This window comes from Bacillus sp. UMB0893, from assembly GCF_002858905.1.
Classification (GTDB): Bacteria; Bacillota; Bacilli; order Bacillales; family Bacillaceae; genus Bacillus_P.
On record NZ_PKLB01000001.1, the window covers coordinates 592,630 to 608,883 of the forward strand.

A 16,254-nucleotide genomic window follows, 5' to 3' on the forward strand; every position below is an offset into this window, starting at 1 on the left:
TGTGAGGTGTCCAGTTGAACAAGTTAGCAGAACGATATCAAGTCTCCCCGTTTCTTGTATTTTTTCTGATTCACTCCCTGCAGTTTGGTGTAGGGGTACTTGGTTTTCAGCGCATTATATCAATGGACTCTGGACATGATGCCTGGATAGCCATATTAGCCTCCGGAGTAATTGTTCATATTTCGATCTTCTTAATTTATCAGATTATGAAAGATCAAGAAGGAAACATATTAGACATTCACAAAAAACTTTTTGGTAAATGGATTGGAAGTCTGCTGAACGCCATTGTTATCCTATATTTTATAATCCTTGCGATTAATGTACTGCGGACTTTTATCGAGGTCATTCAGGTTTGGATGTTTCCAGATCTAAATGTATGGCTATACAGCTTTGTTTTTCTCGTTCTCGTTTATTACATTTTAAATGGAGGGTTTCGTGTCGTCACAGGAATCAGTTTTTTTGGAGTTATTCTTCCAAGCTATCTGATCTTTACGTTTTTTTTCACGTTGAAGTTTTCTAATTTTAATAATCTTCTGCCCGTTTTTGATCATTCCATAGCAGATCTGCTAAAAAGCACAAAAAAAATGTCGCTGTCAATTTTGGGTTTTGAGGCATTGTTAATGTATTATCCGTTTCTGAAAAATCCGTTAAAATCGCGGAAATGGGCTCATTTTGGAGCTTTATTAACAACTGTTGTGTATGTCATAATCATGCTGGTCAGCATCGTTTATTTCAGTGAAGAACAGCTTCAGAAAAACATATGGGCAACACTGACGATATGGAAAATAGTCGAAATGCCATTTGTTGAAAGGTTTGAATATATCGGGATTGCAAACTGGAATTTGGTGATTTTGCCGAATGTCTGTTTAAGCCTATGGTGTGCAAGCAGAGGAATGAAGCAGCTTGTGAAAATCAAACAGAAGTATACCATTTTAATTGTTCTAGCTGTTACGTATGGGGCGGTAAACTTCATAAAAAACCGTGAACAGATTAATTTATTGAATGATTTGATCGGCAAGGTAGCTTTCTTTATTTTTATAGCCTATATACCAGCATTATACTTACTTACTCTGATCTATCGGAAATGGAAGGGGAGTCAGAAGGTTGAAACATAAAATGATATTCTTTCTTTTCCCATTATTATTGACTGGCTGTGTAGAAAAAGAAATACTTGATGATGTCAATATCGTTACTGTAATTGGCTACGATATGGAAAACTCAGATCAAGTAAAAGGAACAGTAGTTATACCAGTATATAAGCAAGATGCTCCGGTAGAAAGTGAGATCATAGAAGCATCCTCCCCTTCTGAGGTAAGCAAAGACATATTAACACGTTTACAGCGAAAAGCATCTGACCCGCTTGTATTAGGGAAAATTTCAGTTGCTGTCTATTCAGAGGAAATTGCTAAAAAAGGACTTACGAGTTTAGTGGATACGCTGCAGAGGGATGCAAGCGTTGGGGAGAGAATTTACTTAACAGTTGGCAGAGAAAGTGCCAATACCATCTTGCAGGGGCAATATGGGTATAGGGGAACAGCTGCATATATATCAAATTTAATCAAGCATAACATTGAGAGCGCGGATATCCCTCAAACCAATCTTCATATTTTTCTATATGATTTGTATGCGAAAGACAGCGATCCGTATTTGCCGATTTTGAAAAAGGATAAATCGAACATAATAGAGATCGATGGTTTAGCTCTATTTAAAGGTGACCGGATGGTCAGTGAGATCGGAAATGACAAACTGATTTTTTTTAAGCTTATTTCTGATAAATATACAGAAGGCACCTATTCTCTTAAGCTGCCGGAGAATGAACAAGTAGCGATAAAAACCATAACCTCTAATCGGAAAATTGAAGTGAATAAGAAGGATCCGACAAAGCTAAAGATTAAAGTGAAACTAAGCGGCTTCGTTCAACAGTATACTGGGAAAATCATTACACCGAAAATCAAGAAGGAAATGGAAAAAGCATTTGAAAAAGTGATTGTAAATGAGTCTAAACAGATGATTGAGCAATTCAAGGAGCTTGATATAGATCCTTTGGGATTAGAAGATATTATGGAAAGTCGTATTAGGGGCTTTAGTAAAAAAGATTGGGATGAGACATATCCTAATTTGTCAGTGGACATTATTCCAGAGGTTGATATTAATGAAACAGGTGTGATTGAGTAGAGGGATCCTGCAGGCTTTTCAAGGTGCAGAATGATTAAAGGCATCTTCTTTTTTTTCCATAATCAAAATAATTATACGACTTGTCTCATACCTTTATAGAAAGTTCTTCCCCAAGGAGTGAGACAGCATGAATTCCTTTTTTAAAGGAACCTTATTATTAATCGTGGCCGCTTTTTTTAGTGAATGCATTGAATTTTTTGTGAATATGATCTTAGCGCGAGAGCTTGGAGAAGAAGGAATGGGCAGATACATGTCCATATTGCCGGTCATTTTTTTAGTGGCTGTACTGGCAAGCTTAGAATTGCCGATTTCCATTTCGAAATATATTGCTGAAAATAAGAGGGTTCTGCATTACAGCATGCTGCGCCATGCCCTGAAGATGACAACGTTTGTTACTTTTTTCGTTTTAATCGCTTCAATTATTTTATTTTCAGCATCTTCTCTATTAGATGGTTTTCATCCTGTTATCAAATGGCTGATCATCGGCTTAATCCCAATCGCCTCATTCTCTTCAATTGCAAGAGGCTACTTTATGGGTGTTCAGCAAATGGGAAAAATTGCATTTTCAAATTTTTTGAGAAAAGCCGTTCAATTTGGAGTGCTTATTCTCATCTTTACCGTTTTTCAATTTGATCAAAACGCACTTCTGATTGCATTGTGCGCATTTATTGGAAGTGAACTGATTGTCTTTGTTTATTTAATCAGCATATTTATGATACATATGCACGCTCTTAAGTATGAGAACAATACCTTTACAACGGGCAAATACGCACGGGAAAAGCTGCTTGCTGTATCATTGCCGACAACAGGCCTTCGCATTTTTCATGCGATCACAAATGCGATACAGCCTTTTTTAATTCAGACAGCACTGATAGCCGCAGGATTTGGAACAGTTGCAGCAACTGAGCATTTCGGAATGCTGACAGGTGTAGCCATGACGATCGGCTTCTTTCCTGCCTTTATCGCACATTCCTTGATGATTATGCTGATCCCGAACGTATCTGATTCTTATGCGAAACAGGATTTAAAATCACTTCGTGTGCTGCTGCAGCAATCAATGTCATTTACAATGCTTTACGGGGTGCCTGCAGTATTTATTATTTATCTCTTTGCTGAACCGCTGACATCGCTGTTTTTTTCTTCAGATCAGGCTGCCTTTTATTTAAAGCTGCTATGGCCATACTTTTTGTTTCATTTTTTTGTGATACCGATGCAGGCTTATTTAATTGGGCTGGGGCTTGTAAAAGAAGCTTTTTTTCATACTGTTTGGTCACATGTCGTTTCATTTGCCATGATGTTTCTGCTTGGTTCTCAATCATCATTCAATATGGTTGGGATCATTCTTGGAATGAATACAGGCATTGTTCTATTAACCCTGATGCATTATGTAACGATCTGCCAAAAAATTGGGATTACACTATGGCTGACTGAACGAGGCGCTAATATTTATAGATGATTCAGAAAGTAAACAATACATTTGCTAGTTTGATAATGATAAAAAGGATTGATTAAGCACACTCGGCGCTGTACAATACGAAGATAACTTCATACGTTTTCCTTATATAATCATGGAGATATGGTCCATAAGTTTCTACCTGGCAGCCTTAAAGTGCCGGACTATGAGGAAGGTACGAACAGGTTGTCTGAAACGAGTCCATTGTTCAAGCTTTCTTTATAAGTTTGAACATGGTCTCTTTTTTTATCATTTTTAGTTGTCTGACTTCAGACCACATCTGATTATGTGAGGGAAACGGCTGAACAAGACTTGAAATGATGGGGGAATTAGATTGAATATTTTCTATGGAATTTTATCACTTGCCGGAATTTTATTTCTTGGCTGGCTCCTGAGCAGCAATCGCAAAAGCATTCCTTGGAAAACGATTGGAATTGGTTTATTGCTTGAAGGTGCCTTGATTTTATTCGTAATGAAAGTCAAAGCCGGAGAAATCATTCTTGAGAAAGCAGCATTTGCTGTACAAAAAATTATTGATTTCAGCAGCGAAGGAATTGAATTTGTTTTTGGCGGTTTTTATGAAGAAGGATCGAATATTACCTTTGTTTTTGCAATAAATGTCCTTGCTGTCATTATTTTTATATCTGCACTTATTTCAGCTCTATATTATTTAAGAATTATTCCATTCGTCGTTAGAATCATTGGATTATCCATTGGCAAACTATTAGGCACAACAAAAGTTGAAACGTTCAGTGCTGTCGGCAATTCATTTTTAGGATTAGTTGAAGCTCCTTTGCTCGTGCGTCCATACCTGAAAGATTTAACGAGGTCTGAACTATTTGCCGTCATGGTTGGAGGAACAGCTTCAGCCAGCGGTGCAATACTTGTCGGTTACTCGTTAATGGGAATTGACATGAAGTATCTGCTCATCTCGGTTTTTAGTGTCCCATTTGTATCCTTGATTATTGCAAAGCTTCTGGAGCCTGAAACAGAGGTTTCAAAAACAAATGATGATGTTGCAATGGAAAAAACGAAGCATGCTAATGTATTTGAAGCGATTGCTGAAGGAGCCGTAAGCGGTGTGACTCTTGCTCTAAACATCGGCGGTTTGCTGATTGCTTTTATCAGCATACTTGCTCTTATTAATGGCGGTCTCGGGTTGATTGGAACGGACCTATCAACGATTTTCGGATATGTGTTTTATCCATTTGCCATCATGATTGGCATACCAATTGAAGATGCTTTCAGAGCAGCTTCGATTATCGGGACCAAATTATCGGTAAACGAATTTGTTGCCTATCTTGACTTAAGCAAAATGATTGATGAGCTATCTCCTAAAACAGTGGCTATTTTATCGATTGCACTCTGTAACTTTGCAAACCTGTCTTCAATTGGCCAATTAATTGTTGGTTTAGGATCACTCGAGCCAACAAAACGTTCTCTTGTTTCCAAACTTGGGTTAAAAGCAATTGTTGGCGGAACTTTAGCCAGTTTTATAACAGCTGTATTAGTGGGAATGTTTATATAATGAAGTGGAAGCACCTGAATAAGGGTGCTTTTTCTTATGGTCTTTTTCTTGAAAGGAACGACAAAAGTAAGGGAGAGGATCTAACCTTTTTTAGGACATATTCTAAAAGAACTACATGAGAGCGTACATTAATATGTAACTCAATCAATTTTCATGTAGGGAGGTTTCTTAATGGGGATAAAATTGATTAAAATATCGGTTCTTTACTTGGCTGTCGGACTTTTGCTCGGACTTTATATGTCAATCGTTCATGATTATACGATGACACCGGTTCATGTTCACATTAATTTATTAGGGTGGACGACACTTACTATTGCAGGTATTTTATATTATTTATTTCCTGAATTAACGGATCATTTATTGGCAAAAACGCATTTTTGGCTGCACAATATCGGTTTGCCGATGATGATGATCGGCCTGGCATTTACTGTTGCAGGGAATAACAGTCTGCTGCTCCTTACAATCATTGGATCATTCGCCACTGTTATTGGATTATTGTTTTTTGTTTATAACGTTTTAGCCAATTTAAAATGACAATTGGCAAAGGAAGCATATTTAGTATGCTTCCTTTCAATTAATTAATTTTTATAAGTGAATTCATTATACTTTCCAGTTCCATTGCAGAGTAAGCATTTTTTAGATAGTGGAAACAAGGGATTTGATCTTATTTTTCCTGATCCGCTGCAATGCTTGCAAATAACGACAAGTGCCACTATGCATCCTCCTCTCAAAATAAACAAGCTGACATCCTTTTTCTATTTTGGAGAAAAAACTCAGTTTTCATACGGTGAATATTTTTAAGAAGGCTTCTTTCTAAAAATTGCGAAAGCAGCTTTTAAGAAAGTGCGATCCATTCCTCTCTCTGCATACCCATTATAATCGAGTCGTAAAATGTATCCTTGTAGTATCTGTATTTTCTGATTCTGCCCTCTTCTTTCATATCGGTCTTCTAAAGCGACCAGAATCATTCTATGATGAGGTTTTATATTTTCCAATGGACCTATACTCTGAAACTGGAGATCATATTTTCGATGCCAATGCTGCAGGACATTCTGACGTTTGTACAATTGAACGTGATGGGGCAGAAGAAAGAAGAGAAGAAAGCTTGGCTGGCATTCCTGCAAAACCAGGAAATGATCGTGATGAATGGCCGATGGCGATGTGTGAGGAAGGCGGAGCGGGTGCCTCAGTCAGATATGTAACTCCGTCTGACAATCGCGGAGCAGGTTCATGGGCAGGCAATCAGCTTGAAAATTACCCAGATGGCACGAAAGTTTTATTTATTGCAGACTAATCTGCCGGATGGAGTGTGAGGATATGGAGAAAATAAGGAATGAAAATGAACTTCTCGTTTCTTATCATCAAATAACAGTATCTCAGGCAGGAAAACCAGCACCTCATATGGAGTGGTCAAAACAGGATCTCGAAAATCAGGTTACACTTGAGGACATAAAGTTTAATAATACACCTGAAATTACATGCAGAGTTCCATTTCAAGTTTTGGATGGGAAAGTAGAAATTAAAAGTATATTATCCCGCTCATTATTCTATGAAGTACCCTCAGGAAACTATTATTTATCTTTTTATGGAATACCGGTTGAAGAAAAGCGCAGTAACGGGCTTTACAAAGTTAAATATATTCTCCAATTTACAGAGGCTGGTGCATAACCAGTCTTTTTTTCTTTTTTTAAGAGATAAGAACGCATAAAATTTCCCGCATGGCGGCGAGCGGAATCGCCCAACTCCTCGGCCAGACCAAATCCGCAGGAAAAGTCAAAACCGGATTTTCTGCCGGATTCTTTTCTGTTATATCTGCGCTAAACGGGGGCTTTCTCTTTCTTATTGATAATAATTATTAAATAGAAATTATAATAATTTTTATTTGAGTTTCATGTACATTTTGGTATAATGATACATATACTGATAAGACACACTAGAAATATGGGCGATTGCTGCTGTTTTACAGCAGCATTTGATATTTAAAATGGAGATTGAAGATGATTATTTTTCTCAATTAGGGAGTGATTAGATGATAGTAAATGAAAATGTATTTCATCATGATATGAAAGAAGAGTCAAAGTTTGCTAGATTAAAAGAATACGGAGAATTGATTGCCGCTATCCTATCGGGAATCCTTATTTTAATAGGCTGGGCCATCCAATTAAATCAGGAAAACTCACCCGCAGCTGTTTTCTTTTTTATTACAGCTTTTCTTATCGGAGGATATGCAAAAGCGAAGGAAGGAATCGAAGAAACACTGGCAGAGAAAAAGCTGAATGTGGAATTATTAATGGTTTTTGCAGCTATTGGATCAGGGTTTATCGGTTATTGGATTGAAGGAGCGATATTGATTTTTATTTTTGCTTTAAGCGGCGCGCTGGAAACCTTTACGCTCAATAAAAGCCAGCGTGAACTCACCTCATTAATGGAATTGCAGCCAGAGGAAGCACTGCTGGTGAGTGATGGCAAGGAAGTAAGAGTTCATGTCTCTTCTTTGGAAATTGGAGATTTAGTTGCTGTGAAGCCCGGTGAAAGAATTCCAACTGATGGGGAGATTTTATCAGGTTTAACAAGCATCGATCAATCAGCGATTACAGGTGAATCCATCCCTGTTGAAAAGAAAACTGAGGATACGGTGTTTGCAGGAACAGTTAATATAAATGGATCCATCATAATGAAGGTAACAAAAAACAGTGATGAGACCCTTTTCCAAAAAATAATCAAACTTGTTCAATCAGCACAATCAGAATCGTCTCCTTCACAGCAATTTATTGAAAAGTTTGAAGGCACGTATGTTAAAGGAGTCTTGCTTGCTGTTGCCCTGATGATGGTTCTTCCGCATTACTTGCTCGGATGGAGCTTCAGTGAAAGCTTCTACCGAGCAATGGTGTTAATGGTTGTAGCTTCCCCATGTGCATTAGTCGCTTCAATTACACCTGCTACATTATCAGCGATTTCAAATGGAGCGAGAAATGGACTGCTGTTCAAGGGAGGAGTCCATTTAGAAAGATTAAGCCGCCTCAAAGTAATTGCTTTTGATAAAACAGGGACGCTTACAAAAGGAGAACCTGTTGTAACAGACGTGAAAATTAGTGAGCATGCAAATGAGTCGGATTTTTATACTGCGGTATTGTCCATTGAAAAACAATCCAATCATCCGCTGGCAAAAGCCATAGTCAGCTACATTCAAAAGGAGTTTCCGTCTATTCATCCTCATACGCTCTCTGTTCAAGAAAAATCAGGTTTTGGTGTAAGTGCAGACTGGAAGGGTGAATTGTGGAGTATTGGCAAACCTGTGATAGAAAATGATGAAAACAGCGATATGACTGCATTTGGATTGGAAAAATCACATGAGGGCAAAACCATCGTTTATGTAAAAAATGAGAGTGGAATTGCTGGCGTTCTTAGTTTGCAGGATGTTTTAAGACCGGAAGCCGTTCAGGCAATTGCAGACCTAAAAAAAGAAGGCATCTATACGGTCATGCTTACAGGGGATAACCATGCAACAGCACATGCGATTGCAAAAGAAGCAAAAGTTGACCAGTTCATTGCGGAGTGCCTGCCAGACGATAAAGTAAATCAAGTGAAATCTCTGAAAGAGAAATATGGGCACGCAGCAATGATTGGAGACGGAATCAATGATGCACCGGCACTGGCTGCAGCAAGCGTGGGGATAGCAATGGGAGAAGGGACCGATGTCGCACTGGAAACTGCAGATGTAGTCTTAATGAAAAACGAGTTAACTAAATTGAAAAAAGCGATTGAAGTCTCTAAGAAAATGGATCGAATTGTGAAACAGAATATTATCTTTTCAATGTCAGTCATCGCCCTGCTCATTTGTTCTAATTTTTTACAGGTCCTTGATTTGCCGCTAGGAGTCATCGGGCATGAAGGAAGTACAATTCTTGTCATACTGAATGGACTGAGACTGTTAAGGTAGAAAAAATGGACGAAAGATCAATTTCGTCCATTTTCTTATGTATTTATGTCGTTCTTTCCCCGGCTTTATCATCATCAGGCCGTTTGCTCACAATGACATATGCTGAAACAATACAAATGAATCCGATAATCCAGCCGATCAGTGAGCTATAATAAAACCAATCCGTTAATCGGATAAAAATAAAAGGTGATGCAAAACCGATAATACATAAGATGAGGACTATATTCCGTTTCATCATTTGCAGCATTGCTAACATCTCCTTACTAGGTAAAGAACGAATTCCCACATTAATTATACATAAAATGAAAACACATTGAAAATACAGATTTTCCTTTTATTCGAAGAATGAACAGAAATTGAATCAGAGCACTGCAAAAATGGAAACAAACTGTTTAGGTAATGTTTGGCATGGTGGAATCTCCTTTGATATTATATATTGTATTTGCTTTGTTTCGATCCTTCTAACATATTTTGTATGAGCGTTAAAATGATCAAAATCCCAGTTCCTGCTTTAAACAATCGGGACTCACATCTGGCAATGCGACATGAGTGAGGATTACCTAACAATAAGGATAAAAAATGGCTCTATCTAAGTTCAGCTTAGTTCCAGTGCTCATAAAATAGGGATAACTTCTCTAATTTTAAAGGGCATTAAAAATAGACTCTTTTCTTATACCTGATCATAAGGATTAGATATAAGACTAAGTCTAAAAATGATATGATAAAGCTAAATTTAATTTATCATTATTGAAGAAAGATTGGTGAAGATCATGGGGAAAATCATTCCGCTTGGATATGTCAGTGCCATCATTTTCATTTTATCAGGAATTATTTACTTTTTCGCCTCTAATTGGGGTGGTTTTGAACGATTAGAAAAGGTCGCTCTCTCGATAGGAATTATGATTTTATTTTACGGAGCGAGTTTTTTATCCGGAAAGCTGATTTCAAATCGTGAAGATTTGCCTAAATGGCTCCTCGTTTCGGGGGCGATCTCATTTGGAGCAGCTGTCGCCTTAATCGGCCAAATTTATAATTCCCATGCTGACAGCTATCTCTTATTTGTGATTTGGCTGCTGCCTTCCATTGCACTTGCGGTCATCACAAGGTATCAGCCTTTTGCGGTCTTGAGCTATGTGCTTCTGCTGCTGGCCTACTGGTTTTATATGTTTCCAACAAGCGTCTCAATCAATCGGTCTGACTTTGAAGAATGGCTGATTTATCTTGGCATGGTCCTGATTAATGCGATCATATTCGTCATCGCTTCTGGATTAAGGCTAAAGCTTCTTCAGTACGTATCATTTACACTTATCCATATCTTCTTAATTATTATGTCATTTTACGAAGTGTTTGAGCCATTTAGTTCATGGATGAACATCATATACGTGTTTGTCATCATTCTCAGCTATTACCTGTTCATGAAAAAAGACAGCTATCACGCGCTTACCATCATTACATTCGTGATGCTTGGAATCTTTGCGCTCTCGAAGTATGCAGAACTCAGCATAAGGCTTTCAGACAAAATCGGCCCGATGAGCTTTTATTTATTTTCTATTATTGGGACACTCGCCTTCTTAGGAGGAGGCATTTACCTTGTCATTCGGGTAACCAAAAGAGCGCCAGAAAATTCTCTAATGTATAAAGTGTTTAAAAATAGTTTGATTGTCATCATTACCTTTACTTCTTCATTATTGCTTACATTCAGTTTCGGTGGATTATTATTTCTTATTTTCGAATCTGAATATAGTCTTGTTGTCTTTAGCTTGCTTTTTCTTGCTGCGGCTGTATTTTGGAAAAAGCTTTACACCGCTGCAAGGTATACCTTGTTCATATCAGGTTTTTTATCAGGACTTGGCGGCATTTTTATGCTGGATGCCGGAGTGACCGCTCTTTATATCATTATCAGCGTGTTCGTCATCTGGTTTGAGAAAGAAAAATTTCTTCAATTTCTTGCCTATTCGTTCTTGCTGGCGAGTCTTATCAGTCTGTTTTCTGTACATCTGCAATGGTTTGAACATTTTCGCATCGTATTGGCCATTCTATCGATTGCACAGTTTTTGCTGCTGCTTATTCCGGCTGATCGAATCAGAAAGGTAAGCAGTTTCAGTGTTTTTTACGGATTTCTGCTTCTTTACCCATCAGCCTTTTGGGGCACAGATTGGCGGGAAACTCTCATCTATCAAATTCTTTATTTAATAATGGCTGCTGCAATGCTTAGTCTTTATCAAAAGAGAGAAAGCTCTGTTAAAACGAATATTGTATGGGTATATTTTATTCTTTTCTTTATTGGGCTTTATTATGATTTCGCATGGAAGCTGCTTCATAAATCTCTGACTTTCCTGCTGCTTGGATTGCTGATTTTTACAGCTGTAAAATATTTAGACAAAGAAAAACTTGCAAACGTTAAAATATTCTCAAATAAGACGTGGTCTATGATTGCCTGTATTCTCGTTCTTCAGCTTGCATTCACAGGATTTCAAAGCTATTCAAATGAAAAGGCCATAAATGAAGGCAAAGAGATCATCCTGCAGCTGGAGCCTGTTGATCCCAGATCCATGCTTCAAGGAGATTACGTGCAGCTGCGTTATGAAGCAGGCAGATATCAGCCAAAAGAAGCTGTAAAAACAGGAACAGTATTTACCTTAAAGGTGAAAAAAGATGATAAAGGAGTATACAGATCAACTGGTGAAGTATTTGCTGGAGGTATTTCTGAAACCGGCAAAAAGCCAGAAACAGATGAAGCATATCTCACTGGAAAATATAATGGCTATGACAGCCTCATATTTGGAATCGAATCCTTCTTTGTAGAAGAGGGTACCGGATTTGAACTTGAACGTCATGCTAAATATGCTAAAGTCATCGTATCAGACGAAGGAAATGCCTTGCTGGCAGATGTGAATGACAAAGCTTCTGAGTGGAATGAATGATAAAAATCCATCCCTGATTGCAAGGGATGGATTTTTCGGTTTTTGGAAGATTATTTTCGTTCAATTTCTAAAGAAATATGAAAGCAGAAAATTTTGCGCATTGATGTCTGGCTCCACCGCCAGAACAAATCCGCAGGAAAAGTCAAACCCGGACTTTTCTGCCGGATTCTTTTCTGTCATGCTTGCGCTAAACGGGCGCTTCCGCTCTTCTTACTAGTTCGCGTCGTTTGCGAGTTTTACGAGCATGTGTGCAAGAAAATGTCTTTCTTCATCATTCCCGACTTTCCAAAGCTCATTTAAAAGATTTTCTTCGCTATTGCGGGGCTCTACGTTATTTGCTAGATAGTTCGCAACTTTTTCTGCGCCTTTTGCCAGCATTTCATCGCTTAACCCCAAACGCTTACCAGCTTCTACCTTTTCGCCTAAATAGGACCTGAACTCATCAAAATCCCGCAAAATAGCTTCCATTTTCTCGTTGTTCATAGAATCTAGTTTCTTTTCAATTTTTTCGGTTTGAATCGAATCGTCTTTAATGTGATGATTTGACATTTCCCTTGCACCTCCTGTTAAAGTTAATGGTTACATTCCCGTTCTGACAGAGGGTAAACCTTTTCAATAGGATTGAATGTGTACATTTGCTTAAAAACTAAGAACCTATTATTGATACGTTCTACCTTTCCAGCTGTACCCCGTTTTTTGAAGGAGACAATCATAGAGGAGTAAGGCAAGATAAGAAAAGCTGCTGCAGAAAAAGTACGCCCTTGTATTTAACATGCCATTTATTATGATTCAGCGCTGCAATCGAATGAGAGTGCTGCGTGTTCTTCAAAAGCTAAAGTTAAAGATGAATGAAAAAGAGAATCTCAATCATCATGAAGTTCATCCATCTTCTTTAAGTTCGGATGATTTTGGCGTATGATAGAGAAGACATATGGAGATGAAGGAGAGAAATCTTATGCAAAAAGCAAGATTAAACAAGCTATCTGAGTGGTTAAAGCAGCAGGAAACAGATGTTGCCTTTATTTCATCAACAGAAAATATTTTCTACTTAACAAACTTTCACACAAATCCCCATGAACGATTATTGGGCTTATTTGTATTTAAAGAAGCAGAACCGTTTTTAATATGTCCTGGAATGGAAGTATCACAAGCTAGATCTGCCGGGTTTGATGGGGAGATTATCGGATATGCAGATCATGAAAACGCATGGGACAAGGTGCGGACAGCCATTAACAAAAGAGGGCAGGAACATGCCGAAAAAGCAGCTGTAGAGAAAGAACTGCTTTCATTCGCCCGTGCTGAACAGCTGCTTCAAATCTTAACTCAGGCAAATCTTGTTTCTGCAGAAGATATCATGAATCAGCTTCGCCTGATCAAGGATGAAAAAGAGCTCGATATTTTAAGACAGGCAGCAGAGCTTGCAGATTTCGGAGTTGAAGTAGGGGTTCAGGCTCTGCAATCAGGAATCAGTGAAATGGACGTACTTGCAAAAATCGAATATGAATTAAAAAGAAAAGGGATTCGCGAAATGTCCTTTTCTACGATGGTTCTCTTCGGTCAAAAATCAGGACAGCCGCATGGTAATCCAGGATTAACTGCGCTGAAATCAGGTGACTTTGTTTTATTTGACTTAGGAGTCGTTCTCGATGGTTATTGTTCAGATATTACCAGAACGTTTGCATTTGAATCCATTAGCGAGAAACAAAATGAAATCTATCAGACTGTTCTTGATGCGCAGCTCAAAGCGCTTGCTGCAAGTATGCCGGGTACAAGAATTGGCGAACTTGATCAGATTGCCCGTGATGTGATTACAGATGCCGGCTATGGAGAATATTTCCCTCATCGCTTAGGACATGGACTTGGCATCAGTGTACATGAGTTCCCATCCATGAGCCACACAAACAATGATTTGCTTCAGGAAGGAATGGTTTATACAATTGAACCAGGCATTTACGTCCCTGAAATAGGCGGTGTCCGCATTGAAGATGACGTATATATAACAAGCAGCGGCAATGAGACACTGACGAAATTCCCTAAAGAACTGCAGATTATTAAGTAAAGATCAGATTTTCCGAATGATTTTGGATGACATCTAAATAAAGAAAGAACAAGTTCAGACCGTACATGATGAGATGTGCGGTCTGATTCTTGGATGAATAAAAAAGGGGATAGAGAAAATGAAAAAATGGCTGCTGCTCATAATGACAGCCTTAACGTTGACAGCATGTGCAAATTCAGTTCAGGATGAACCAATCAGTGAAAGTTCTACACAAGACAAAGTAGAGGAAAAAACGAATGAACAAGCAGCTTCTGCACCGCATGAAGACGTTGCGTCACCTTCAAATGAAGAAACTGAACCAGCTTCTCAGTCAAAAAACAGTGATTTTATTCCTGCCAAGGTAGTAAAAGTCATTGATGGTGATACAGTAAAGGTGATGGTTCAAGGAAAAGAAGAGACACTGCGCCTTTTGCTTGTCGACACGCCGGAGACCGTCCATCCCAGCAAGCCGGTACAGCCATTCGGCCCTGAAGCGAGTGCATTCGCAAAAAGCACGCTTTCTAATAAAGACGTTGAACTTGAGCTTGATGTAGGGGAGCGCGATAAGTATGGACGGCTGCTCGTCTATCTTCATGTTGATGGGAAAATGTTCAATAAGCTCCTGATTGAAACAGGACTAGCCCGTGTCGGTTACGTTTATGCCCCAAATACGAAACATGTTGATGAGTTTTATGAGCTTCAAAAAACTGCTCAGCAAAAAGAGCTTGGGATTTGGAGCATTGAAAATTATGCAACAGAGGATGAGGGATTCAATGAGTCTGCAGAAGCTGGGACCGAGCAGGAACATGACCAGCCTGCAGCAGCAGTTGAAACGTGCTCCATAAAAGGAAATATTTCTTCTTCTGGTGATAAAATATATCACCTTCCAGAAGGGCAGTACTATAAAGTGACTAAAGAAGAAGAAATGTTTTGCTCTGAAGAAGAAGCTGTAAATGCCGGATATCGTGCATCTAAAAGATAAAAGCGGAACAATACGAAGATAAGGTCGATTATTTAGATAATAAAAAGCACATTTACTCATGTAAGCAGATTAACTTAACTGAGTATATGTGCTTTTTTAACATTTATTTTAATTATATTTCGCATGTATGTATAGAGGAAAGAAGCAGCATGAGTAACTTAATTCAGTCCATCCGCCACACTTAAACAACGTAAGCCCTCCCTCTCAAACGTCCTTGCGGTTCCAAGCCCGCGCCAGTTAGAGTAAGTGAAAATCTTAGATGTATTGAATCATTGCCTCTAAGATTTAATTACCCGATTTATTATTCTTAAAAACGTATATGATTTTATTCTATTGATTTTGATATGTCTGAACTTTCATTATTATGAACCGCAAAAGAAAACCAGTTAATAACCCAGGTATTACAAACAGCATCGGGAGCCAGATCGGTCCAAATTGGAAACCGAAAAGTTTCAGTTTTGGCGAGTACATGAGTCCAACTGTCACAAAATAAGCTGCAAATGCAAAAGGAAGAAAGGAGAACGGAGGCGTGATGCCATCTGCATTTTTATATGCATCATACATAGCGTACATATAGATGCATGGATAAAACATCAGCCAGCCAAAGTTAACAGTTTCGAAGGCTTTATCAATTTCTCCCATAAAACTGAACATGATTGCTTGATTAAAATGACTGAAAGAATTAATGAGCACTTCAAGTGAAATAAAGAGAATGCCTTTAATTAACTGTCTGTTGAGCAGCTGACCAAACCCCGGAAATGCGATACTCCAAAATAGTACCTCTAGTTTACTTGTTTTCACATCTATACCTACCTGTCAGGATTCGTGTGATTCTTATATCTGTGCGTTCATAAAAACGAATCAACGTTATGTTATTTTTTGTAAAAAACTCAATAACATACTAAAAACTTCTTTAAAAAAATCCTTTTTCTATGCTACTGTACTCTTCTTTCAAATGTATAACGTTTATGAAAGGAGGTGATCAGCATGGCAGAAACAATCATACTTGATTCACAGCTTCGTCTCGTGTTTGAAGTGGGTGTGGATGAAAAAGGCGAGCCCGTTTTCAAATCTAAAAATTACAATAACATCAAAACATCAGCTACAGCAGAGCAGTTATTAGAAGCAGCAACCGCAATTACAGGATTGCAGACTCAATTACTTGCACATGTCGAACGCAACGACTCACACCAGGTAACAGCTTAATCAAATTG

General features: G+C 38.3%; 17 protein-coding genes and 1 riboswitch. Of the genes, 14 read left to right on the forward strand and 3 right to left on the reverse strand.

Features of this window, described 5'->3' with window-relative positions:
- Positions 1–14 precede the first annotated feature (14 nt).
- From CYJ36_RS03030 to CYJ36_RS03070, 8 genes are all read left to right on the forward strand, one after another.
- The gene (locus CYJ36_RS03030) at positions 15–1,115 is read left to right on the forward strand and encodes a GerAB/ArcD/ProY family transporter (protein WP_101564654.1); all 1,101 of its coding nucleotides are present in this window, start codon (positions 15–17) and stop codon (positions 1,113–1,115) included.
- Positions 1,105–2,175 (forward strand): Ger(x)C family spore germination protein, encoded by a 1,071-nt coding sequence (locus CYJ36_RS03035; protein ID WP_101564656.1) that lies wholly within the window; start codon positions 1,105–1,107, stop codon positions 2,173–2,175. The genes CYJ36_RS03030 and CYJ36_RS03035 overlap by 11 nt, the downstream gene beginning before the upstream one ends.
- A 127-nt stretch (positions 2,176–2,302) precedes the next feature.
- Positions 2,303–3,631 (forward strand): polysaccharide biosynthesis protein, encoded by a 1,329-nt coding sequence (locus CYJ36_RS03040; RefSeq protein ID WP_101564658.1) that lies wholly within the window; start codon positions 2,303–2,305, stop codon positions 3,629–3,631.
- Positions 3,632–3,713: 82 nt separating this feature from the next.
- A riboswitch (purine riboswitch) is annotated at positions 3,714–3,815 on the forward strand.
- A gap of 147 nt (positions 3,816–3,962) precedes the next feature.
- Entirely contained in the window at positions 3,963–5,156 is a 1,194-nt protein-coding gene (locus CYJ36_RS03045; RefSeq protein WP_101564659.1) for a NupC/NupG family nucleoside CNT transporter, read from the forward strand.
- 171 nt (positions 5,157–5,327) lie between these two features.
- On the forward strand, positions 5,328–5,690 hold the full coding sequence (locus CYJ36_RS03050) for a cbb3-type cytochrome c oxidase subunit I (protein ID WP_101564661.1): 363 nt from the start codon (positions 5,328–5,330) through the stop codon (positions 5,688–5,690).
- A 406-nt stretch (positions 5,691–6,096) separates the two neighbouring features.
- Complete coding sequence (locus CYJ36_RS03060; protein ID WP_257962399.1) at positions 6,097–6,450, forward strand: NucA/NucB deoxyribonuclease domain-containing protein; 354 nt, start codon at positions 6,097–6,099, stop codon at positions 6,448–6,450.
- Between the two features lie 23 nt (positions 6,451–6,473).
- On the forward strand, positions 6,474–6,824 hold the full coding sequence (gene comJ / locus CYJ36_RS03065) for a competence protein ComJ (protein ID WP_101564665.1): 351 nt from the start codon (positions 6,474–6,476) through the stop codon (positions 6,822–6,824).
- Between the two features lie 361 nt (positions 6,825–7,185).
- The gene (locus CYJ36_RS03070; RefSeq protein ID WP_101564668.1) at positions 7,186–9,096 is read left to right on the forward strand and encodes a heavy metal translocating P-type ATPase; all 1,911 of its coding nucleotides are present in this window, start codon (positions 7,186–7,188) and stop codon (positions 9,094–9,096) included.
- A gap of 43 nt (positions 9,097–9,139) precedes the next feature.
- Here CYJ36_RS03070 and CYJ36_RS03075 read toward each other — a convergent pair whose 3' ends face one another.
- Positions 9,140–9,343: a hypothetical protein gene (locus CYJ36_RS03075; RefSeq protein WP_101564670.1), complete on the reverse strand. Its 204-nt coding sequence runs from the start codon at positions 9,341–9,343 to the stop codon at positions 9,140–9,142.
- A 523-nt stretch (positions 9,344–9,866) separates the two neighbouring features.
- On the opposite strand from CYJ36_RS03075, the gene CYJ36_RS03080 reads away from it, so the two are divergent.
- Both CYJ36_RS03080 and CYJ36_RS23995 read left to right on the forward strand, forming a co-directional pair.
- Positions 9,867–12,020, forward strand: coding sequence for a GDYXXLXY domain-containing protein (locus tag CYJ36_RS03080; protein ID WP_101564671.1), 2,154 nt, complete (start codon positions 9,867–9,869; stop codon positions 12,018–12,020).
- A complete protein-coding gene (locus CYJ36_RS23995; RefSeq protein ID WP_101564673.1) occupies positions 11,992–12,237 on the forward strand; it encodes a hypothetical protein in 246 nt (81 codons plus the stop codon). The genes CYJ36_RS03080 and CYJ36_RS23995 overlap by 29 nt, the downstream gene beginning before the upstream one ends.
- Here the strand turns inward: CYJ36_RS23995 and CYJ36_RS03090 are convergent.
- Positions 12,234–12,569: a DUF3243 domain-containing protein gene (locus tag CYJ36_RS03090; RefSeq protein WP_101564675.1), complete on the reverse strand. Its 336-nt coding sequence runs from the start codon at positions 12,567–12,569 to the stop codon at positions 12,234–12,236. The two genes, CYJ36_RS23995 and CYJ36_RS03090, sit on opposite strands and share 4 nt — an antisense overlap.
- Positions 12,570–12,792: 223 nt before the next feature.
- On the opposite strand from CYJ36_RS03090, the gene CYJ36_RS24000 reads away from it, so the two are divergent.
- The 3 genes from CYJ36_RS24000 to CYJ36_RS03100 all read left to right on the forward strand — a co-directional run bounded on the left by CYJ36_RS24000 (position 12,793) and on the right by CYJ36_RS03100 (position 15,040).
- Positions 12,793–12,939 (forward strand): hypothetical protein, encoded by a 147-nt coding sequence (locus CYJ36_RS24000; RefSeq protein ID WP_219621059.1) that lies wholly within the window; start codon positions 12,793–12,795, stop codon positions 12,937–12,939.
- A gap of 36 nt (positions 12,940–12,975) precedes the next feature.
- Positions 12,976–14,079 carry a M24 family metallopeptidase gene (locus tag CYJ36_RS03095; protein ID WP_101564677.1) on the forward strand — a complete coding sequence of 368 codons (1,104 nt, stop codon included), beginning with the start codon at positions 12,976–12,978 and terminating at the stop codon, positions 14,077–14,079.
- A gap of 118 nt (positions 14,080–14,197) precedes the next feature.
- Positions 14,198–15,040 (forward strand): thermonuclease family protein, encoded by an 843-nt coding sequence (locus CYJ36_RS03100; RefSeq protein WP_101564679.1) that lies wholly within the window; start codon positions 14,198–14,200, stop codon positions 15,038–15,040.
- A gap of 330 nt (positions 15,041–15,370) precedes the next feature.
- Here the strand turns inward: CYJ36_RS03100 and CYJ36_RS03105 are convergent, their stop codons facing one another.
- A complete protein-coding gene (locus tag CYJ36_RS03105; RefSeq protein WP_101564681.1) occupies positions 15,371–15,841 on the reverse strand; it encodes a hypothetical protein in 471 nt (156 codons plus the stop codon).
- A 186-nt stretch (positions 15,842–16,027) separates the two neighbouring features.
- Between CYJ36_RS03105 and CYJ36_RS03110 the strand changes: the two genes are divergently transcribed.
- Positions 16,028–16,246 carry a DUF1659 domain-containing protein gene (locus CYJ36_RS03110; RefSeq protein ID WP_101564683.1) on the forward strand — a complete coding sequence of 73 codons (219 nt, stop codon included), beginning with the start codon at positions 16,028–16,030 and terminating at the stop codon, positions 16,244–16,246.
- Positions 16,247–16,254 lie beyond the last annotated feature (8 nt).